This window comes from Alteripontixanthobacter muriae (assembly GCF_013336795.1).
GTDB lineage: Bacteria > Pseudomonadota > Alphaproteobacteria > Sphingomonadales > Sphingomonadaceae > Pseudopontixanthobacter > Pseudopontixanthobacter muriae.
In genome coordinates, this window is sequence record NZ_JAAFZT010000020.1 from 50,243 (window position 1) to 70,112 (window position 19,870).

The window sequence follows — 19,870 nt, forward strand, 5'->3', positions numbered from 1 at the left end:
GCAAAACACCCAAGGGCAAAGCGCGGCAGCGCCCAACAGCGATAATCTTTCAGAAGGGCAATGGCGCGTTTCAGCGCTGCTCACTCCGCTGCGGAGGAAAGCTCCTGTCCCTCGGGGATCACCGCCACGCGCCAGCCGGAGCGCGAGGCGAGGTAGCGCTGGGCCAATGCCTGCATCCGTTCGGGCGTGGTCTGTGAATAATCGTTCAGCAGCGTGCGCAGCATCGCCACCCGGCGAGGGTCGTTTGCCGCCCCTTCCAGCTGATACAGCCAGAATGTGTTGCCGGTGCTGGCGCGGCTGATCGTCTGGCGCAGGGGTTCCGTCACGCGGGCCAACTCGTCCGCCGTGGCCGGATTGGCGGCGAGGTCGGCAGCGATCTCGTCAGCGGCAGCGAAGAAGGCGGGCACGTCTTCGGGCTTCAGCTGGGCGATGGCCGTCAGCATGCCGCCGCTTTCGAGATCCACGGGCCAGTTGCTCGACACCTGCGGCGCGTAGCTGGCACCGGCACGTTCGCGCATCGCGTCCATAAGGCGGTTGTTGAACAATTGGGTGAGGATTTCGAGCTGGCGCGACTCCCGGATACCGGTAACGCCGCCGCCGGTCGGCCAGGCAACGACCGCTGCGGCCTGGTTGGCATCGCCGCGATGGTTCAGCACCACGGGTCCGGTCCCCTCGGCAGGGAAGGCGGGCACGCGGGCCAGAGCGTCGGCGGGGATCGGCTCACGCTCGGGCAGAGCGCCGAAGGTGCGGCGCAGCGCCTCCAGCGTCTCCTCACGGTTGAAGTCGCCGAAGATCGACACTTCGACCGGGCCCTGCTTAAGCAGCGGCTCCCAGACTTCGCGGAAACCTTCCGGAGTGACCTTTGCCAGCGTGGCGGGGTCGGGCGTTGCGAAACGCGGGTCGCGGGCGCGCAGCAGATACTCAAGGTCCCGGTTCAGCACGCCGCCGGGGCTGGTGGCAAAACCGTCATAAGCAAGCCGCGCCGCTGCCTTGGCGCGGATCACCGGGTTCTCGTCCCAGCCAGGCATCCCCAGCTTGGCCGCGAACAGGTAGAGCTGGTCGGCCAAGTCGGCCCCCCGCGTCTGAGCGCCAAAGGTGAAGACAGCGTCATCGATGCCGAAATTGAAGCCCATTCGCCGCCCGGTCGAGATGCGGTCGAGCTCCTCCTGCCCGAGGTCGCCCACGCCGGACCCGACCAGCGCATATTTGCCGAGCGCGGCATAGGGTGCATCCTCGGCATCGAAACCGCGGTAGCCGGAACCGAAGCGGACACTGACGGCCACTCGGCCGGGTTCCGCGTCATTGGCCCACAATATCGCCTCCACGCCATTGCCGAGCGTCACCTGATCGATGCCCAGCACGCCCAGCTTGTCGTTGGCGACGATGGTGCCGGGTTCGCCGATAGGCGGCAAATCGGCGAAGGAGATGTCCTGCGCCGCCAGCCTCGCGCCGCCATCGGCCTCGACCGGAGCGGCCAGGGCGGCGGTCAGCGCGCCCTCGCCCGCCTCACCTGCCGCGGGCGTAACATAGACGGCCCGGGCCACACTGCCTTCGAACAGGTCGCGCGTGTGGCTCAGCACATTGGCGGGTGTGAACCGCGCCTTCATGTTGCGGAAGACGTCGAGAATTACCTCGGGCGCGGCTACGGCTTCCCGGATATCCACGGCGTTGACCAGATTATCGGCGAGGCGCGACCCGGCCATGACGCTGCGCTGCTCCACGCCGCTGACGAAGGCGATCTCGAATTCCGCCAGCTCGCGGTCGATCTCTTCCTGCGTCGGCGGTTCGGCCAGCGCGTCGGCGATCACGCCGCGCACATCGGCCAGCGCCGCCTGCCAGTCTTCGGAAATGGGTGCGAGGCTGACGAAGGTCGCATCCGCGCTGCGGCTGACGTCCTGTTGTTCGACCTGCGCATAAAGGTAGGAGCCGCCGGCCCGCGCCCGCGATTCGAGCCTCCGGTTGATGATCGCCTGCGCGACGGAATCGATCAGCAGACCTTCATTATAGACGATAGTGTCATCGACCGCCCGCCACGGGCGCATGATGGCATAGGTCAGCGTGCGCGGCAGGTCGCTTTCGACCATGATTGCGGTTTCGCCAATCGGCGGGATGTCCACCGCTGCATTGATGCTGCTGCCGGCTGGCGCGACGGGGTCACCGAAAGCGGGTGCCTCCGGTCCTTCGCCCGCGACGTCCCAATCGGCGAAATACTTCTCCACCAGCCCGGCGAGGATTGCCGGATCGGCATCGCCCGCGACCACGATGGTGGTGTTTTCAGGCCGGTACCAGTCGCGGTGAAAATCGCGCACGGCATTCTGGGTTGCGCCCCGCAAAGTTGCTTCCGTTCCGATGGGGAGCCTTTCGGCCAGGCGCTGCCCTGCGAACAGGGTCCGGCGCGTTTCTTCTGCGACACGATTGGCCGCTCCGCCGCGCTCGCGCTTTTCGGCAAGGACGATGGGCACCTCGGCAGCGAGGTTCGCGGTGGAAAGAGCCGGTTCGCGGACCATGCCGGATAAAAGGCGGAAGCTTTCATCCAGGCTGGCGGGCGTGGCGCCGGGCAGGTCCAGCTTGTAGACCGTGTGCGTCGGGCTGGTCTCGGCATTGGTGTCGCTGCCGAAGGTCGCGCCAAGGCGCTGCCAGCGCGGAATCGCCTCGCCATCCTTCAGATATTTGCTTTCGCGGAACACCAGATGCTCGATCAGATGGGCAAAGCCCTGCTCCGCTTCCTGTTCGTGCAGCGACCCTGCATCGACGCGGATGCGGATCGACACCTGCCCCGGCGGCACGCCATTCTCGCGCACGGCATAGCGCAGGCCGTTGTCGATCTCGCCGAAATTCCATTCCGCGTCCTGCGGAACGTCGCTGCCGCGATAGAGCCACGGGGTCTCGCCCGTCTGCAGAAAACGCGGCGCGGGCACTTCCGGTCCGGCGGCAGGAATCGTCACCTGCTGCGGCGGCGCGGTCTGCGCTTGGGCGGGAACGGCGATGAGCGCGACGAGGGAAAGGAGAGCGAGCTGGCGCTTGACGCGCGAAGGGAATGTCATGGCCGCAATATAGGAAGCGGCGGGCTGAAGTTACAGTGAATGGCGGGAATTTTCGCTCCACTGCTGGCCTTGTTGAACGGCACTCGTAGCCCTACATGTGACCCATGTATATCGAGACAGAAACGACGCCCAATCCCGCCAGCCTGAAGTTCCTGCCGCAGCAGGCGGTGATGACCGACGGCACCCGCGAATTCGCCTCACCCGAAGCGGCGGAGGCCTCTCCGCTGGCAGAAGCCCTGTTCGATACGGGCGAGGTCGTGAACGTCTTCTTCGGCAGCGATTTCATCTCCGTCACCGCCGCCCCGGGTGTGGACTGGAGCCAGCTGAAGCCGCAGGTCGTGTCAATTCTGCTCGACCATTTCGTGTCGCAGGCCCCGCTGTTCGCGCAAGGCGGCATGGGCAACGGCATCGCCGTTCCGGCGGAAGATGCGATGGTGGTGCAGGACGATCCCGGAAGCGAGGACATCGTCGCGCAGATACAGGAATTGCTCGAAACGCGGATTCGCCCGGCAGTGGCTGGCGATGGCGGCGATATCGCCTATCGCGGCTTTCAGGACGGTGTCGTCTATCTTTCCATGCAGGGCGCCTGTTCGGGCTGCCCTTCGTCCACCGCCACGCTGAAGCACGGGATCGAGGGGCTGCTCAAGCACTACGTTCCCGAAGTGACCGAAGTACGCGCAGCCTGAGGATTTCCATTCGCGATGACCACCGTGCCCGATAACACCGCCCTGTCGGCGGAAGCCCTCGACATAATCTTCCGGGATGCCCGCAGTTACAATGGCTGGCTGGACAAGGATGTGAGCGAGGACGAGATCCACGCCATCTACGAATTGCTGAAGATGGGGCCGACCTCGGCCAATATGCAGCCCTCGCGGCTGGTGTGGTGCAAATCGCAGGAATCGCGCGACCGGCTGGCGGTGCATGCATCCGAAGCGAACAAGGCGAAGATCACGACGGCACCGGTCTGCGTCATCATCGGCTATGACATCGATTTTCATGAAGAATTGCCCTGGCTGTTTCCTCATGCCGACGCGAAAAGCTGGTTCGAGGGCGACGAGGCGGGCCGCATCACGGGCGCAGCACGCAATTCCGCCCTGCAGGGTGCCTATCTGATGATTGCGGCGCGTGCGCTCGGCCTCGACTGCGGCCCGATGTCGGGTGTTGATCTGGACGGGGTGACGAAGGAATTCTTTGCCGACCAGCCGCGCGTGAAGGCCGACTGGATCTGTTCGATCGGCCATGGTGACCGCACCACGATCTTCGGCCGCAGCCCGCGCCCTGACTTCGACCGGTTCAACCGGATCGCGTGAAGTTTGTCTGCCGATGAGGCGCTTGTCTTTGCACAAGCGTCCGTGGCATCTGTCTAATCATGAGACTGCTGGCAATAGAATGTGCGAGCGAGGCCTGTTCGGTCGCGCTGTTCACCGCTGAGGCCGTTTCGCCTGTCAGCGGCTTGCCCGAGCCGGCAGCGATGGCGCTGGCGGCTGCCGATCATCGCATCCTCGGCCGGGGCCATGCAGAACATCTGATCCCCATGATCCAGAGCCTGCCGGAGAACGGACGGGCCGAATGGATCGCGGTATCGCGCGGACCGGGGAGTTTCACCGGTGTCCGGATCGGCATCGCGGCTGCGCGGGCGCTGGCGCTTGCCTGGGATGCGGAGCTCATGGGCTACCCCACTCTGGCGCTTGTCGCCGCACAGGCGCAGCATGCGGAAGGCCGACAGGACGCGATTGCGGCGATGACGGGCGGGCATGGCGAATGGTTCGTGCAGGCATTCGCCGCCGATGGGGCTGCGCAGAGCGACTTGGCCTCGTTGACCCCGGATGCCGCTGCTGCCCTCGACGCGAAGCTCGTGGCGGGCACCCGCGCGGCGGATCTGGTCGAGCGGCGCGGGCGCGGCAATGCTCTCAGCTGTCACCCCGATGCGCGTGCCCTGCCCTTCCTTTCGGCGCAGTGGCTGACGAGGGACACCTCACCGCTTTACGGGCGCGCACCGGACGCGAAGCTGCCGGGCGGGAAAGAGGCTCCGGAACCGCAATCAGGCCGGAGCGCGAACCAGTGATCGCCGCACAGGAAGACGATATCGACCGCGCCATGGCGATCATGGAAAGCGCCTTCGACAGCCGCTGGGGCGAGGCCTGGACGCGGCGGCAATTAAGCGATGCCATGATGATGCCGCACACCGCACTGCAACTGGTCGCGGCGGGCGGAACCCCGCCTGCAGACGGAGCGCCCGCAGCGGGCTTCGCCCTCAGCAAGAGCATCGCCGGCGAGGTTGAATTGCTGCTGATCGCCGTTCGGCCGGAATATCGGCATTCGGGTCTGGGCGGCACGCTGCTCGATGATCTGATTGCGCAGGCGAGGGAAGATGGCGCGGAAAGCGTCTTCCTTGAGATGCGCGAGAACAACCCCGCTCTTGCCCTTTACCGCCAGCGCGGGTTCGCCCCCGTAGGCCGCCGAAAAGCCTATTACCGCCTGCCTGACGGCAAGTTTCTGGACGCCGTGACTTTCGCCCTGACACTATAGTCCACGAATGTTAGGCAGAAAAGCCTGGAACACTTGCTGAATCCCGGCGTGCTATGGTTGAATGTGCCGCAATTTTGCCTATCTGCGGTTTACCAGCCGCAAAAGCGGCGGTCTACAAGGTCGCAGATTCGAGGAAATTAGATGGATCATCCGGAACACGACATGACGGAGATGCTGATTACGCTGACATCCGACATCGTTGCCGCCCATGTCAGCAACAATGACGTGTCTGTCGCCGAAGTGCCTTCGCTCATCACCACAGTCCACGCTGCGCTTGCGTCGCTCGGGAATTCTGCGGAACCGCAGGAGGAACGCCCCGATCCTGCGGTAACCGTCCGCGCATCGGTGAAGCGTGATCATCTGGTCTGCCTGGAAGACGGCAAGAAGATGAAGATGCTTAAGCGTCACCTGATGACCGAGCATGGGATGACACCTGCCGAATATCGTGAACGCTGGGATCTCCCCGCAGATTACCCGATGGTTGCGCCCGATTATGCGGAAACGCGCCGCGATCTTGCGAAGAAGATCGGCCTTGGCCGCAAACCCGGCCAGAAGCGCGGTCGGCGGAAAAAAGCCGAAACCGAGTGAAGGTCTGCCGGCTGCGGCTGGCATCCATCCTGCGGCTTGAGTAGATCGCCCCGGTCCCGTAAGGGTTCGGGGCGTCTTGCATCCGGAGCCTGTCTTGCATCAGAAAATCGATCTCGAACAATTATGCGCCGACCGCGGCCTCCGCATCACCGAACAGCGGCGGGTCATCGCCCGCGTGTTGTCGGAAAGCGACGATCATCCGGATGTGGAACTGCTGCACAGCCGCGCCTCCGCCATCGATTCCAAGATCTCCATCGCCACCGTCTATCGCACCGTCCGCCTGTTCGAGGATGCCGGGATTCTCGACCGGCATGATTTTGGCGACGGACGCGCCCGTTACGAAGCCGCGCCCGAGGCGCATCACGATCACCTGATCGATGTCGAAAGCGGCAATGTCGTCGAATTCGTCGACCCAGAACTCGAAGCCCTGCAGAAACAGATCGCCGAGAAGCTGGGCTACCGCCTCGTTGATCATCGGATGGAACTCTACGGCGTCCGCATAGACCGCGAGGAATGACCCGCAGCCCGGATCGGGCCGGGTCCGGCCACGCCAATCCGCTTGCCCGGGAGCTCGGCTGGGTGGTGGCAGTGATCCATTTTACAGCCATCCTGCTGCTGCTGCTGATTTGCGCGCCGATGCACCATCTGTGGCGCGCGCTGGGGCTGGGCCGGTTCTGGCCACGGCTGTTCCTGGGCAGTGTCGGAGCCGTCGTGGGCTTGCGGATCAGGACCTTCGGCCAACCACGGCGTGGCGCCCTGCTGGTTTCCAACCATGTCACCTGGCTGGACATTCTTGCCCTTGCCCGCACCAGTGGCAGCGCCTTCGTCGCGCATGACGGTCTGGCCGGGTTCCCGGTCCTGAAATGGCTATGCGAGATGAACGATACGGTGTTCATCGCCCGCGAGCGGCCCACCAGCGTGGCCGAACAGGCAGAAGACATCCGCCGGGCCCTGATCGAGGCTGCACCGCTGACCATCTTTCCGGAGGGGACGACCAGCGACGGGACCGGCCTTCTGCCGTTCAAATCCGCGCTGTTCTCCGCCTGCGTTCCCTTGCCGGAAGCGACCCCGCTGCAGCCGGTGCTGCTCGCCTATCACGACGTTCCCGAAGTGGCTTGGGTTGGCGAGGAACCTGGGGCGGACAATTTCCGCCGCATTCTGATGCGGCTGCGGCCGGTCAGGCTCGACGTGCATTTCCTCGAACCGCTGGCCGGTGACGCGCTGGCCGACCGAAAGGCCATGAGCAAAGCCAGCCGCGAAGCGCTCCTGGAGACGATGGAGGCGAGGCGCGGGCCAATCCGCCGCTGACCGCAAGTTTTTGCTTTAGCGGGCGCAATCGGCTAGCGGCGCGGCATGGCCGAAATCGAAATCCTTCCCGCCGACGGCACCTCTGCCGCCCGAACCTCTGCCAATGGTCCTAAAACCTACCGGGTCAAAAGCTTCGGCTGCCAGATGAACGTCTATGACGGCGAGCGCATGGCGGAAATGCTGGGCGAACGCGGCATCGTCCCCGCCGAAGAGGGGCAGGATGCCGATCTGGTGGTTCTGAACACCTGCCATATTCGTGAGAAAGCGGCGGAAAAGGTCTATTCCGATATCGGCCGCCTGGAAAAAGCGGGCCGCAAGGCAGGCAAGGCGCCGCTGATCGCTGTCGCAGGGTGTGTCGCGCAGGCCGAGGGCGAGGAAATCATGGCCCGAGCGCCTGCCGTCTCGATGGTCGTCGGCCCGCAGGCCTATCACCGCCTGCCCGCAATGATCGACGCGGCGGTTGCGGGCAAGCGCAGCACCGATACCGACATGCCGGCGGATGCGAAATTCGCTGCCCTCCCCCGCCGCCGCAAATCCGCGCCGTCCGCCTTCCTCACCGTGCAGGAAGGCTGCGACAAGTTCTGCACCTATTGCGTCGTGCCCTACACAAGAGGAGCGGAAATCTCGCGCCCCTATGCCGCCCTGGTCGAGGAAGCCGAACGGCTGGTCGAGGCCGGTGCGCGTGAGATCACGCTGCTGGGTCAGAATGTGAATGCCTGGAGCGGTACGGACGAGAAGGGCCGCAATGTCGGACTTGCAGGGCTGATCCATGCACTGGACCGCGTCGACGGACTGGAGCGGATCCGCTACACGACCAGCCATCCCGCCGACATGGATGACGCGCTGATCGCCGCGCATGGCGAAGTGGCAAAGCTGATGCCTTACCTGCATCTGCCGGTGCAATCCGGCAACGATCGCATCCTGCGGGCGATGAACCGCAGCCACACCGCCGAAAGCTACCTGCGCCTGCTGGAACGCTTCCGCGAAGCGCGTCCCGGTATCGCGCTGTCGGGCGATTTCATCGTCGGCTTTCCGGGCGAGACTGGGGCCGAATTCGAGGATACGCTGAACCTCGTGGCCGAGGTCGGCTATGCCGCGGCCTTCAGCTTCAAATATTCGCCACGCCCGGGCACTCCGGCAGCGACGATGGATGGCCAGGTGGCGGAAGAGGTGATGGACGAACGCCTGCAACGCCTGCAGGCCGCGCTGCAGCGGGACAGCCGCGCCTTCAATCACAGCAAATCGGGGACGATCTGCGATGTTCTCGTCGAGCGTAAGGGCCGCCGCGAAGGGCAGTGGATCGGCAAGTCGCCCTGGCTGCAATCGGTTCACTTCTTCGGCGATGCCGCGATCGGCAACATGGTGCGCGTGCAACTGGGCGAAGCAGGGCCGAATTCGCTGGCCGGCACACCCGTCTGACTGCGTTCAATTCGCTGGCGGGCAAGCGGTCCGAGGTCAGATGCATGCCTTGGTCTGCTGGGGTCGGTCGGGAAAATTGCGCATATTCACGTAAGCGCCGCGAGACCATGCTTGTCTTGTGCGGCAACCGCCTTACATTTTGCCGAGTTACCTGCCCGAAAGGATTCTATTGGCTCGTAAAACTCCTTTGGACCCGCAATTGTCGCCGGATCCCATCATGACCCGCGACAACAGGCGCGTCCGGGCCGAGGTCGCCTTCGACGATTCGTCGCTTCTCACCCCGCTGTTCGGGCAGTTCGATGCCAATCTGGTGCAGCTGGAAAACCGCCTCGGCGTGTTCATATCCGCGCGCGGCAACATGGTTCAGGTCGAAGGCCCCGAAGATTCGGTCGCCCGCACCCGCGACGTGCTGCGGAAGATGTATGACCGTCTGGCGCTGGGTCACGAAATCGACAGCGGCGAAATCGATTCGCTTGTCTCCATGAGCAACGAACCGACGCTGGAAGGCATCTTGCGCGGTGCGCCCGACACGCCGCCGATCATGATCCGCACGCGGCGCAAGACCATCGTGCCGCGCAGCGCGGGGCAGGCCCCCTACATGCAGCAGCTGGCGCGTGAGGACATCATCTTTGCGCTCGGCCCCGCAGGTACGGGCAAGACCTATCTCGCCGTGGCGCAGGCCGTCAGCCAGCTGATGACCGGCAGCGTCCAGCGCCTGATCCTGTCGCGCCCCGCCGTGGAAGCGGGCGAGAAGCTCGGCTTCCTGCCCGGCGACATGAAGGAGAAGGTCGATCCTTATCTGCGCCCGCTCTACGACGCGCTGTTCGATTGCATGCCGCCCGAACAGGTGGAACGCCGCATCGCCAGCGGCGAGATCGAGATCGCGCCCATCGCCTTCATGCGCGGGCGGACGCTGGCCGATGCTTTCGTGATCCTCGACGAGGCGCAGAACACCACCCGCGAACAGATGAAGATGTTCCTCACCCGTTTCGGCCAGAACAGCCGGATGGTGGTCTGCGGCGATCCGCGCCAGGTCGATATTCCCGGCGGCGACCGGATGAGCGGCCTTGTCGATGCGGTGAACAAGCTGGAGCATATCGAGGGGATCGGGGTGTCGCGCTTTACCTCCGCCGATGTCGTTCGGCACCCGATCGTCGGACGCATCGTGGACGCCTATGAAGGCACCGATGAAGAGCGTGTGTACTGAAGGGCACGCCGATGGAACTCGACATCTCTGCCGAAGACTGGCCTGCTCCAGAGACGCTGGCGGGTGATTGGGAGAGCCTTGCCGAGATGGTCGCGGAAGCGGCCCTCGGCGTGGCTCCGGAACTTGCGAACCACCGTCTTTCCGCCAGCCTGCTATTCACCGACGATGCCGAGGTCCATGCGCTGAACCGCGAATGGCGGGGCCGCGACAAGCCGACGAATGTATTGTCTTTCCCGATGCTTGCCCGGGATGAGTTGCGCGCCCTGCCCGCAGACGGTCCGCCTGAGATGCTCGGCGATATCGCTCTTGCGCTGGAGACGTGCACGCGCGAGGCTGCTGAACGCTGCGTGGAACTTTCCACCCATGTCGCGCATCTGGTGTTGCACGGCCTTTTGCATCTGGCCGGACACGATCACGAACCCTCGGATGCAGCCGCCGAAGAGATGGAAGCGCTGGAGATAAAGGCGCTTGCGACATTGGGCCTCAAAGACCCATATGGCGACCGCAAGTAAAGCAAGGAGCACCAAGAGGGCCATGCCCGAACCTGAATCCCCCGCGGGAGACGCGGAGAGTAGAAACGGCCTCTGGGTCGCGATCCGCAAGTTCTTCGACAGCGACGAAGGCGAAAGATCGCTCCGCTCGCAGCTCGAGGAAGCCATTGACGAGCATGAGGACGAGCACGCCTCCGAAGAGGAGGAAGCCGAACGCACGCGGCGGGGCGACCTGTCGCAGGTCGAACGCCAGATGCTACGTAACCTGCTGCATTTTTCCGAACATGACGCCGACGACGTATCCATCCCGCGCGGCGAGATCATTGCAGTCTCTGCCGACGAAAGCTGGGACGGCCTTGTGGCCCTGTTCGCGGAACACGGTCATTCACGTCTGCCGGTCTACCGCGAGACGCTGGACGAGGTCGTGGGCATGATCCACATCAAGGACGTTTTCCCGATCCTTGCGGGCGGGAAGCCTCCGCCGGCCGACTGGACGGTCCTGATGCGCCAGCCTCTGTTCGTGCCGCAGGCCCGCAACGCGCTGGACGTGCTGGCCGACATGCGCATGCGCCGCGTGCATCTCGCCATCGTGGTGGATGAATATTCAGGTACTGACGGGGTCATCACCATCGAGGATCTGGTCGAGGAAATCGTCGGCGATATCGAAGACGAACATGACGATGCACCCGAAGAACAGATCGTTGATATTGGTGAGGGCATGTGGGATTGCGATGCCCGCGCCGAACTGGACGATGTTGCCAAGCGCATCGATCCGCACCTGGCCGAGATCGAAGAATCGGTCGATACGCTGGGCGGCCTCACCTACGTGCTGAACGAAGGCGTACCGCAGGTCGGTGCGCGCGTTCCCCATCCCAGCGGCTGGACCATCGAGGTCACGGAAGCGGATGAGACCCATGTGAAGCGCCTGCGGTTGCATCCGCCCGAAATCATCGAGGTGGTGGAAGCCTGACCGGCACGAAGCGCCCACCGCGCAGAAATCCGGCTCGACAAACCGTCGGCGTCGTTGCAAATGTTGCAAATGGCTCATCGCCGTCTGCCTCCCCTGCGCGCCCTGGAAGCGTTCATGCGTATCGTGCGCCTGGGCTCCGCGCGCGCGGCGGCCAGCGAACTGGCGCTGAGCCCATCGGCGCTTTCGCGGCGTATCGGCAATCTGGAAGATTTCGTCGGCAAGAAACTGTTCACCCGCGCGCATCAATCGATGCAATTGTCCGATGAGGGGCGCGCTTTCTTCAATGCGGTTGCGCCGCATATGGACGCGCTGGCGCTGGCGGTGGAAAGCCAGTCGGAAAATCTTCGGCTGATCCGCCTGCATCTGGGCGTATTGCCGCTGTTCGGCGGACAGCGCCTGTTTCCCCGCCTCGCGGAACTGCGGAAGCTGCACCCGCGCCTGCATCTCGACATCGATACCGGCCCGCATCTGCTGGACAGGGTTGGCGACACGCTGGATGCCGCGATCGTTCTGATGCGGGAGCCGGACCCGGCCTATCACGCCGTGCGGCTGGACCATAACCGCGTACACGCCATCTGCAGCCACGATCTGGTCGCGGAGATCGGCCAGGCGCCCGACATCCAGGCGCTGTCGAAACAGACCTTCCTCATCCACAATGAACTGCCCGACAGCTTCGTTGCGTGGAAAGAGGCGCTGGGCCTGGTCGGGCTGGAACCTGCGGCCATCGACCATTACGATTCCGGCCAGCTTATCCTGGAGGCAGCGGCGCAGGGCCTCGGCATCGCCATCATGCATGACGATCATTTCAAGCGAGCCAGCGACAAGCGGCTGGCGCGGCTGTTCGAGGAAACGCCGGTCGAAAGCCCCTACAGCTACTGGTTCATCTGCCGCCCGCGCGCCTTGGAACAGCGCCCGGTGCGCCTGTTCCACGACTGGCTGGTCGACGCCGGGCTCTGATCGTCAGTAATCGCGTGTCGCGCTGCCGATATCGAACCAGAAGGTTCGGTATTCACCGGTGTTCAGACGGCGCGCGGTGATCACGTCATAGGCGCGGCCATCGCGCATCAGCAGCGACTGGCTTTCCGGCACGAAACCATGCGCGGCGACGATGCGGTATTTCATGCCCGCATCCCTGACCGGCCAGGCATCGCTTGGTCCGGTTCCGTTCGCCAGCGCCATGACATCCATCGACTGGTCCCTGGCGCAGCCGCCAAGAGCCAGCGGCGCTGCACAGAGCAGCGCCGCCGACAGCATCAGCCCGCGGCTGGTCAACCGACGGTGGCCTTGGTGATCTTGCCGGGGTTTGCCGGCGGTTCGCCCTTGGGCAGCGCGTCGACATGTTCCATGCCGCTCTGCACCTGCCCCCAGACGGTATATTGGCCGTCGAGGAAGTGGGCGTCGTCGAAGCAGATGAAGAATTGGCTGTTCGCGGTGTCGGGCGCCTGCGTCCGGGCCATCGAACAGGTGCCGCGCACATGCGGTTCGCTGTTGAATTCGGCCTTGAGGTCGGGCTTGTCGCTGCCGCTCATGCCAGTGCCGGTCGGATCGCCGCCCTGTGCCATGAAACCGGGGATGACGCGGTGGAAGACCACGCCGTCATAGAAGCCATCGCGCGCCAGTTCGGTGATGCGGGCCACGTGACCCGGGGCAAGGTCGGGACGCAGCTTGATCACCACATCGCCGGTTTCGCCATTGCCCGTGTCGAGCGTGAGCGTGAGTGTTTCGTCTGCCATATTCGCGTTTCTCCTGTTGCTTTAGCCGCCGATATAGACACAAGCGGCCGCATGTCACCCGTAGAAGCCACGGCGCACCTTGCTTTCGGGACAGGGCGGTTTATGCGAACGGCACGGGGCACGGATGGGCGTGCATCTCCAGCAGGAAGGGGCCGGCAGCATGGCGCAAGATCCGTATGACCACGACCTGATGCTGGCAGATCAGGACCAGTCGCCTCACGAACCCCAACGCGAGCCCGAACCGGAGCCCGGACGTCCGGACGACCGCGTCGATGACGAACGCATGGACGAGGAAAACCGGCTGAAACCGGAATTCGTCCGATCCGTGCGCGACGCGATGAACGAGGGCGAGCGCGGCCGCGTCTACGATCTGGTCGAACCGCTGCACCCCGCCGACATCGCCGACCTTCTGGAATTGCTCGAACCTGACGAGCGCCTCGTTCTGGCCGGCGCCATTACCGATCTGATGACCGTGGAAGTCATCTCGGAACTGAACGATTTCGTCCGCGACAACATGATGGGCGCGATGCCCGCCGCCGCTGTTGCCTCCATCGCCGAACAGCTGGAAACCGATGACGCGGTCCAGCTGATCGAGGATCTCCAGCCCGCCGAACAGCGCGCCATCCTGGCGGAACTGGAGCCGGAAAACCGCGCGGTCATCCTGACGGCGCTGAACTATCCGGAAGAAACCGCCGGCCGGTTGATGAGCCGCGAATTCGTGGCCGTGCCCGAGCATCTGACGGTCGGCGACCTCATCGATTATCTGCGCGAACGCAAGAACCTGCCCAACGACTTTCTGGAAGTGTTCGTCGTCGACCATGCTCACCATCCGGTCGGCACCTGCCAGCTTTCCTGGGTTCTGCGCACGCCGCGCGACGTGGCGCTGGCCGATGTGATGAAGCGCGACCAGATCCTGATCCCCGACATGATCGATCAGGAAGAACTGGGCCTCATGTTCCAGAAATACGGCCTGATCTCCGCCGCCGTGGTGGATGAAAGCGGGCGGCTGGTCGGGCAGATGACGGTCGACGACGTGGTCCACATCATTTCCGAAGAAGCGGGCGAGGACGTACTGCTGCTGTCCGGTGCGGGTGAAGGTGACATCAACGAACCCATCCGCGACGCCTATGTGGCGCGTGTGCGGTGGCTGATCGCCAACCTCGGCACTGCCTTGATCGCCAGCCTGATCATCGCTGCTTTTGGTGCCGCTATCGAAAGGCTGGTCGCGCTGGCCGTGCTGATGCCCATCGTCGCCAGCATCGGCGGCAATGCGGGAACGCAGACCATGGCCGTGACGGTGCGCGCCATCGCCACCAACCAGCTGACGCAATCGAATACGCGGCGGATTTTATGGCGCGAGATGCGGGTCGCGATGCTCAACGGGGTGACGATAGCCGTCCTGGTCGGCGCGGCCACGGGTGTTCTGTTCACGCCGATGCTCGGTCTCGTTATCTCCGTAGCCATGGTCATCAACGTGATAACGGCGGGCCTGGCGGGCGTGCTGGTGCCGGTAATCTTCGAAAGGCTGAACCAGGATCCGGCGGTGGCGAGCAGCGTCTTCGTCACGATGATTACCGATTCCATGGGCTTCTTCGCCTTTCTCGGGCTTGCGGTCGCGCTGGGCCTTGCCGGCTGATTCCGGCGGGCGCTTGCCCGCAGCCTGCCGCAACCTATCTTGTGTTGCATGGCGCTCAACATGACCAAGATCGCATTCCGCGTACCCAATCTGCCTGCTTTGCAGAAACGGCTGGAAAACATGGGACCGGAGGCGAAGATCACCACGCGCTATTGCCCCAAGCGCGCCGATGAAATGGTCGGCGGATCCTTGTTCTGGATCATTGATCATGCGCTGGTCGGCCGCACTCCCATTCGCGGATTTCACCAGCGGGAGGAGGACGGGCGCTGGGAGGTGCAGCTGGAACCGCGCCTCATCCCCGTGCACCCCCGCCTCAAGCGCGCTCATCAGGGCTGGCGCTATCTTGCCGCCGACGATGCGCCGCGCGACCTGGCCGATGGCGAGGATATCGGCGAAATGCTGCCGGGGCGGCTGATGGGCAAATTGCAGAAGCTGGGCCTGATCTGACGCATTATCTGATAGAAGCAGCACGCATTCGCGGAACGCCTGGCCGCCTTCGCCCGTTGACCGGGAAAGGAGAATATTCATGGTAGAACGCCAGTCCCGTCACCCCGACAATGATCTGATCGACAGCATGTCGGCCGAACCCACCCCCGGCCAGCAGGGCTCCGCCGGCGGCGAAGTGAACCGCCGCGTGGGCAAGCGCGGCGAAGCCAACCGCGCCACGGACCCCGACAACCGCGAACCCGAGATCGGCTCCGACAATCCTTCCGACGATGCGCAGAAGGGCCCGAAAACCCGCGCTGCCATTCAGGAAGAGCGCAACAACTCGTAACCGTCACCTGATCGGACGACATTCAGCCCCGCGAGCCTCGGCTTCGCGGGGCTTTTGCTGGCGCTCAGCCTTTTACCTTCTCCGCCACCTTGCGCAGCAGGCGCTTGTAGGTCTCGGCATCCTGCGCGCCCGGCACCAGGAACTTGCCAGCCACGATCATCGCCGGAACGCCGGTGACATTGGCGTCGAAGGCGGCCTGCTCCTCCATTCGGACGATCTGCGCCAGTTCGGCATCGTCCAGCGCAGGCGCGGCAGCTAGCCGGTCGAGGCCCTGTTCCTCCGCGATGTCGAGCAGCACTTCCCGATCGCCGATCCGGCGGCGGTGCTGGAAAAGGGCGCGGAACAGCGCCAGTTTCAGCGCCATCTGCCGCTCGGCCCCGTGCTGCGCCAAGGTCCAGCGGAGCAGTTTGTGTGCGTCGAACGTGTTCCACATCATGGCTTGCGGCGGGGCTTCGCCCTGCTCCAGATCGCCTGCATAGTCGAAGCTGAAGCCCAAACCCTCCGCCCGCTCGGCCATGTGGCGGCTGGCGTCCTTGGCTTGGCGCGCCGTGCGGCCGTATTTGCGGGCGATGTGCGCGACGCGGTCCTCTCCCTCTGCGGGCATGTCGGGGTTCAGTTCGAAAGGCAGCCAGCGGATTTCCGCCTCCACTTCCCCGTCCATCTCGTCCAGCGCCTGTTCCAGGGCCTTGTAGCCGATGATGCACCACGGGCACATGACATCCGACCAGATATCGATGGAGAGCTTTTTCGTGTCGGTCATCTCTCAAGCCACCATGTCAGCAAAGTGTTTGCAATCGCCAGTCTGGGCGGTGCGATAAACGCCGCGCCGTTCTCGCCCGCCTGCATCGCTTCCGCGACTTCCTCGCGCGTGAACCAGCGGGCTTCGTCCAGCTCCGTCTCGTCCACCGTCAACGCATCCTCGTCCGTCATCGCGTGACAGCCGATCATCAATTGCGAGGGGAAAGGCCACGGCTGGCTGGCGACATAGCGCACGTCGCGCACGGCGATGCCCGCCTCTTCCTGCACCTCGCGGGCAACCGCTTCCTCGACATCCTCACCGGGTTCGACGAAGCCCGCCAGCGCGGAGAAACGCCGCGCGGGAAAGCGGGGCTGGCGGCCGAGCAGCAGCCTGCCGTCGGTGTGCTCGACCAGCATGATGGTTACAGGGTCGGTGCGCGGGAAATGGTCGGCACCGCAGTCGTCGCAGGACCGCTGCCAGCCGCCCTTGGCAATGCGGGTGCCCTGCCCGCAATTGGCGCAGAACCGGTGCCGCATGTGCCAGTCGACGAGACTGCGCGCCGCGCCATAGGTGGCGAGGTCGGCTGCGGGCATGGTCGCCAGCATGTGCCAGATCGTCGGCATGGCGGGTGCCGGCCCGCTCTTGCCCGGCTGCGGCACGGCGGCAAAGCAGCCCTTGCCGCCGAGCAGGCCGAGGAACACCAGCTCGTCCTCGGGCTCGCAATCGGCCAGCGTGCCCCATTCCAGGCAATTGTCCGCGCCCGCGACCGGCGCCAGCCCGTCCATCTTCAGCAAGCGGGCGCGCCAGTCCATCAGGCCGGACAAAGCATCCGCATCCGCCCTGATGTGGTCCGCGCGGTCTAGATCGGATCCGGCGAAAGCGGCAGGCATCCGGACTGTGGCAGGCTCCGTCATTGCGGGATCAGGCCGCAAGATCGCCGCGCTGCGCCTGCATCACCAGATCCTTGACCACGGCGGCAGGGAAGGCGGCATGGATCGGATAGGCGTCGGAGGGCATGTATTGCGTATAGGCGCTGGCCCGCAGCCCGCGCTTCATGTCGACGAGCGCCACGGTGCCCGCGGCCCCGCCCCAGCCATAGATGCCTTCCTGCGCGCCAAGCCCGACGCGGCCGCCCGCGCCGAAGCCTGCTCCAGCGGCCATTGTGCCGGCGGTATTCACGGTGTCCGGCAGCAGGTTCGACGTGCCGATGCGCACGGCCCGTTCGCTCATGATGCGCTTGCCTTCGAACATGCCGTAACCGACGAGCATCTGCAGGAAGCGGTCGTAGTCGCGCGGCGTGGACACCAGCCCCGCTCCGCCGAAAGGGAATGCCGGGTCGTCGAGGTAGACGGACTGGCGCGGCGGATCGATCGGAATGAGATTGCCCGCAATCACGCCGTAATTCGTCGTCAGCCGTTCGACATCGGAGGAATCGACGCGGAAGCCTGTGCTGTCCATGTCGAGCGGCTCGAAGAAGCGTTCCTGCAGGAAGGCGTCGAACTTCATGCCCGATGCCACCTCGATCACCCGGCCCAGGAGGTCGAGACCGACGGAATAGCTCCACCGCGTGCCCGGCTGCGCGATCAGCGGCAGTTCGGCCAGCCTGTCGGCAAAGACGTCCAGACCGCGCACCGGCTCACCCCGCCCGAAGGCAGCGCCCAACGGCAGCTTCGTCACCTGCCCCGGCACCACGCCCGCGGCTTCATAGGCACGGGCGATCGGCCCCTTCTGGATGATGGAATAGCCCAGCCCGGCGGTATGGGTCAGCAGATTGCGGATGGTGATGGGCCGCTGTGCCGGTTCGAGATCGGTGATCGATCCGTCATAGGTCTTCTGCACCTGCATGTTGGCAAAAGCGGGCAGGAGCTCGGCCAGCGGCTGGTCAAGACCGAGGCGGCCCTCGTCGATCAGGCTTATCACCGCCATGCCGGTAATCGGCTTGGTCATGGAATAGATGCGAAAAATGCTGTCCGCGCCCGCCTGACGGGGATTGCCGATTGAAAGGCCGCCCTTGGCAATGATGGTCGGATCGCGCTGCTGCCACCCCATGACGGCCACCATATTCGCAAGCTTGCGCGGATCGACATAGCTGTCGACCAGTGACGAAACCGCAGGCCAGGCGGCGGCACCTGTGTCCTGCGCCAACGCCATCCGCCCCAGGCCAGCCATCGGCACCCCGGCCATGACCGCGCCCGCACCCAGAAACGCACCGCCTCGCAGCAGGGAACGGCGCGACAGGGCAGATTGGTCGAACTCGCGAAACGCCATGGGTAATCCTCTCGTCAATTTCTATTCGCAACTGTTTTCGCCGAACTGTCTGCTTGATGGCGCCGGATGCGTCAATCGGGCATGAACGGTTCGGAGCGGTTCGCGATTGCCATCGCCGCGGCCCTGGCGAACAGGGTCGGGAGGCCAGCTTCTTCAAGGCGGTCGAGTGGCCACCACTCGCCAGCGCCGGTTGGATCGGAGGCCGGTTCGCCTGCCGATGCGAGCACGTCGAGTTCAAGGGCGAAATGCGTGAAGACGTGCCGAACGCTCCCACATTCGCGCCATTTGCCTGGCACCGGCGCAGCCCGGTCGCCTGATGCACTGGCCTTCCACCCGTCATCCGGCAGCGCGCGCATCCCCCCCAGCATGCCCTTGCCGGGCCGTGTTACCAACCAGACCGCACCGCCACGCTCCATCCAGTAGGCGGTGCCTTGCCGCACCGGCTTTGCTTTCTTCGGCGGCTTGACGGGGAAGAATGCCGGATCGCCCGTGGCCCGTCCGCGGCAGTGCTGCGCCAGCGGGCAGAGCAGGCAGCGCGGTTCGCGCGTGGTGCAGATCGTCGCACCGAGGTCCATCAGGGCCTGTGCGAAATCGCCGGCACGCTCGTCGGGCACGATGCGGCATGTCGCCTGACGGATCTCCTTGCGCGCCGAGGGCAGCGGAGTGGAAATGGCGAACAGGCGCGACACCACCCGCTCGACATTGGCGTCCACCACCACGGCCCGCTTGCCGAAGGCGATGGCGGCGACAGCGGCTGCGGTATAGGCGCCGAGGCCCGGCAGTTTCAGTAGTTCCGCTTCCTCTTCAGGGAAGCCGCCCCGTTCCGCCACTGCGCGGGCGCAGGCGACGAGATTGCGGGCGCGGGAATAATAGCCGAGCCCCGCCCAGGCGGCCATCACGTCCTCTTCGGGCGCAGCGGCCAGCGCCTCCACATCCGGCCAGCGACGGGTGAACTTCTCGAAATAGGGGATGACGGCAGCGACCGTGGTCTGTTGCAGCATCACCTCCGACAGCCAGACGCGGTAGGGATCGGGCGGCGGATCGCCCGGAATCGCGCGCCACGGCAGGCGGCGGGCATGGGCATCGTAATAATCCAGCAGCAGCGGCGCGATGACCTCGGGATGTGTTGCGGATGATGTGGGCGGAGCGCTGGCAGTCACGGC

At 64.7% G+C, this 19,870-nt stretch carries 22 protein-coding genes; 15 read left to right on the forward strand and 7 right to left on the reverse strand.

The genetic code is table 11. The annotated features are described in order from the left end of the window. Positions 1–80: 80 nt before the first annotated feature. Entirely contained in the window at positions 81–3,044 is a 2,964-nt protein-coding gene (locus G7A66_RS06490; protein ID WP_174294882.1) for a M16 family metallopeptidase, read from the reverse strand. A gap of 104 nt (positions 3,045–3,148) precedes the next feature. On the opposite strand from G7A66_RS06490, the gene G7A66_RS06495 reads away from it, so the two are divergent. The 12 genes from G7A66_RS06495 to G7A66_RS06550 all read left to right on the forward strand — a co-directional run bounded on the left by G7A66_RS06495 (position 3,149) and on the right by G7A66_RS06550 (position 12,513). After that, positions 3,149–3,730, forward strand: coding sequence for a NifU family protein (locus G7A66_RS06495; protein ID WP_174294883.1), 582 nt, complete (start codon positions 3,149–3,151; stop codon positions 3,728–3,730). A 15-nt stretch (positions 3,731–3,745) separates the two neighbouring features. Continuing rightward, a complete protein-coding gene (locus G7A66_RS06500) occupies positions 3,746–4,354 on the forward strand; it encodes a malonic semialdehyde reductase (protein ID WP_174294884.1) in 609 nt (202 codons plus the stop codon). A gap of 59 nt (positions 4,355–4,413) precedes the next feature. After that, positions 4,414–5,109 carry a tRNA (adenosine(37)-N6)-threonylcarbamoyltransferase complex dimerization subunit type 1 TsaB gene (gene tsaB, locus G7A66_RS06505; protein WP_174294885.1) on the forward strand — a complete coding sequence of 232 codons (696 nt, stop codon included), beginning with the start codon at positions 4,414–4,416 and terminating at the stop codon, positions 5,107–5,109. Then, the gene (locus tag G7A66_RS06510; protein ID WP_332310506.1) at positions 5,106–5,573 is read left to right on the forward strand and encodes a GNAT family N-acetyltransferase; all 468 of its coding nucleotides are present in this window, start codon (positions 5,106–5,108) and stop codon (positions 5,571–5,573) included. Before tsaB ends, G7A66_RS06510 begins: the two co-directional genes overlap by 4 nt. Before the next feature lie 141 nt (positions 5,574–5,714). Continuing rightward, the gene (locus G7A66_RS06515; protein WP_174294886.1) at positions 5,715–6,161 is read left to right on the forward strand and encodes a MucR family transcriptional regulator; all 447 of its coding nucleotides are present in this window, start codon (positions 5,715–5,717) and stop codon (positions 6,159–6,161) included. 94 nt (positions 6,162–6,255) lie between these two features. Then, positions 6,256–6,678: a Fur family transcriptional regulator gene (locus G7A66_RS06520; protein WP_174294887.1), complete on the forward strand. Its 423-nt coding sequence runs from the start codon at positions 6,256–6,258 to the stop codon at positions 6,676–6,678. After that, the gene (locus tag G7A66_RS06525) at positions 6,675–7,469 is read left to right on the forward strand and encodes a lysophospholipid acyltransferase family protein (RefSeq protein ID WP_174294888.1); all 795 of its coding nucleotides are present in this window, start codon (positions 6,675–6,677) and stop codon (positions 7,467–7,469) included. The genes G7A66_RS06520 and G7A66_RS06525 overlap by 4 nt, the downstream gene beginning before the upstream one ends. 45 nt (positions 7,470–7,514) lie before the next feature. Beyond that, positions 7,515–8,888: a tRNA (N6-isopentenyl adenosine(37)-C2)-methylthiotransferase MiaB gene (gene miaB, locus G7A66_RS06530; RefSeq protein ID WP_174294889.1), complete on the forward strand. Its 1,374-nt coding sequence runs from the start codon at positions 7,515–7,517 to the stop codon at positions 8,886–8,888. A 217-nt stretch (positions 8,889–9,105) separates the two neighbouring features. Continuing rightward, a complete protein-coding gene (locus G7A66_RS06535; RefSeq protein ID WP_174294890.1) occupies positions 9,106–10,095 on the forward strand; it encodes a PhoH family protein in 990 nt (329 codons plus the stop codon). Between the two features lie 11 nt (positions 10,096–10,106). Further along, positions 10,107–10,607 carry an rRNA maturation RNase YbeY gene (ybeY, locus tag G7A66_RS06540; RefSeq protein WP_174294891.1) on the forward strand — a complete coding sequence of 167 codons (501 nt, stop codon included), beginning with the start codon at positions 10,107–10,109 and terminating at the stop codon, positions 10,605–10,607. Positions 10,608–10,629: 22 nt separating this feature from the next. Beyond that, positions 10,630–11,556, forward strand: coding sequence for a hemolysin family protein (locus G7A66_RS06545; protein ID WP_174294892.1), 927 nt, complete (start codon positions 10,630–10,632; stop codon positions 11,554–11,556). Positions 11,557–11,625: 69 nt separating this feature from the next. Further along, positions 11,626–12,513 carry a LysR substrate-binding domain-containing protein gene (locus tag G7A66_RS06550; protein ID WP_174294893.1) on the forward strand — a complete coding sequence of 296 codons (888 nt, stop codon included), beginning with the start codon at positions 11,626–11,628 and terminating at the stop codon, positions 12,511–12,513. A 3-nt stretch (positions 12,514–12,516) separates the two neighbouring features. Here G7A66_RS06550 and G7A66_RS06555 read toward each other — a convergent pair whose 3' ends face one another. After that, positions 12,517–12,828: a hypothetical protein gene (locus G7A66_RS06555; protein WP_174294894.1), complete on the reverse strand. Its 312-nt coding sequence runs from the start codon at positions 12,826–12,828 to the stop codon at positions 12,517–12,519. Next, positions 12,825–13,289: a peptidylprolyl isomerase gene (locus tag G7A66_RS06560; RefSeq protein ID WP_174294895.1), complete on the reverse strand. Its 465-nt coding sequence runs from the start codon at positions 13,287–13,289 to the stop codon at positions 12,825–12,827. The genes G7A66_RS06555 and G7A66_RS06560 overlap by 4 nt, the downstream gene beginning before the upstream one ends. A gap of 190 nt (positions 13,290–13,479) precedes the next feature. On the opposite strand from G7A66_RS06560, the gene mgtE reads away from it, so the two are divergent. The 3 genes from mgtE (at position 13,480) to G7A66_RS06575 (ending at position 15,700) form a co-directional block, all read left to right on the forward strand. Beyond that, positions 13,480–14,925 (forward strand): magnesium transporter, encoded by a 1,446-nt coding sequence (mgtE, locus tag G7A66_RS06565; RefSeq protein ID WP_232366711.1) that lies wholly within the window; start codon positions 13,480–13,482, stop codon positions 14,923–14,925. Between the two features lie 48 nt (positions 14,926–14,973). Next, positions 14,974–15,372: a DUF1489 family protein gene (locus G7A66_RS06570; protein WP_174294897.1), complete on the forward strand. Its 399-nt coding sequence runs from the start codon at positions 14,974–14,976 to the stop codon at positions 15,370–15,372. 79 nt (positions 15,373–15,451) lie between these two features. Beyond that, positions 15,452–15,700: a hypothetical protein gene (locus tag G7A66_RS06575; protein WP_174294898.1), complete on the forward strand. Its 249-nt coding sequence runs from the start codon at positions 15,452–15,454 to the stop codon at positions 15,698–15,700. Positions 15,701–15,764: 64 nt separating this feature from the next. Here the strand turns inward: G7A66_RS06575 and G7A66_RS06580 are convergent, their stop codons facing one another. The 4 genes from G7A66_RS06580 to G7A66_RS06595 form a co-directional block, all read right to left on the reverse strand. After that, on the reverse strand, positions 15,765–16,460 hold the full coding sequence (locus G7A66_RS06580) for a DsbA family oxidoreductase (protein ID WP_174294899.1): 696 nt from the start codon (positions 16,458–16,460) through the stop codon (positions 15,765–15,767). Further along, positions 16,457–17,353, reverse strand: a complete 897-nt coding sequence (nudC, locus tag G7A66_RS06585; RefSeq protein WP_232366693.1) for an NAD(+) diphosphatase — start codon at positions 17,351–17,353, stop codon at positions 16,457–16,459. The genes G7A66_RS06580 and nudC overlap by 4 nt, the downstream gene beginning before the upstream one ends. 7 nt (positions 17,354–17,360) lie before the next feature. Beyond that, positions 17,361–18,707: a serine hydrolase domain-containing protein gene (locus G7A66_RS06590; protein WP_174294900.1), complete on the reverse strand. Its 1,347-nt coding sequence runs from the start codon at positions 18,705–18,707 to the stop codon at positions 17,361–17,363. Positions 18,708–18,778: 71 nt separating this feature from the next. After that, positions 18,779–19,867, reverse strand: coding sequence for an A/G-specific adenine glycosylase (locus G7A66_RS06595; RefSeq protein WP_174294901.1), 1,089 nt, complete (start codon positions 19,865–19,867; stop codon positions 18,779–18,781). Between the last annotated feature and the right edge of the window lie 3 nt (positions 19,868–19,870).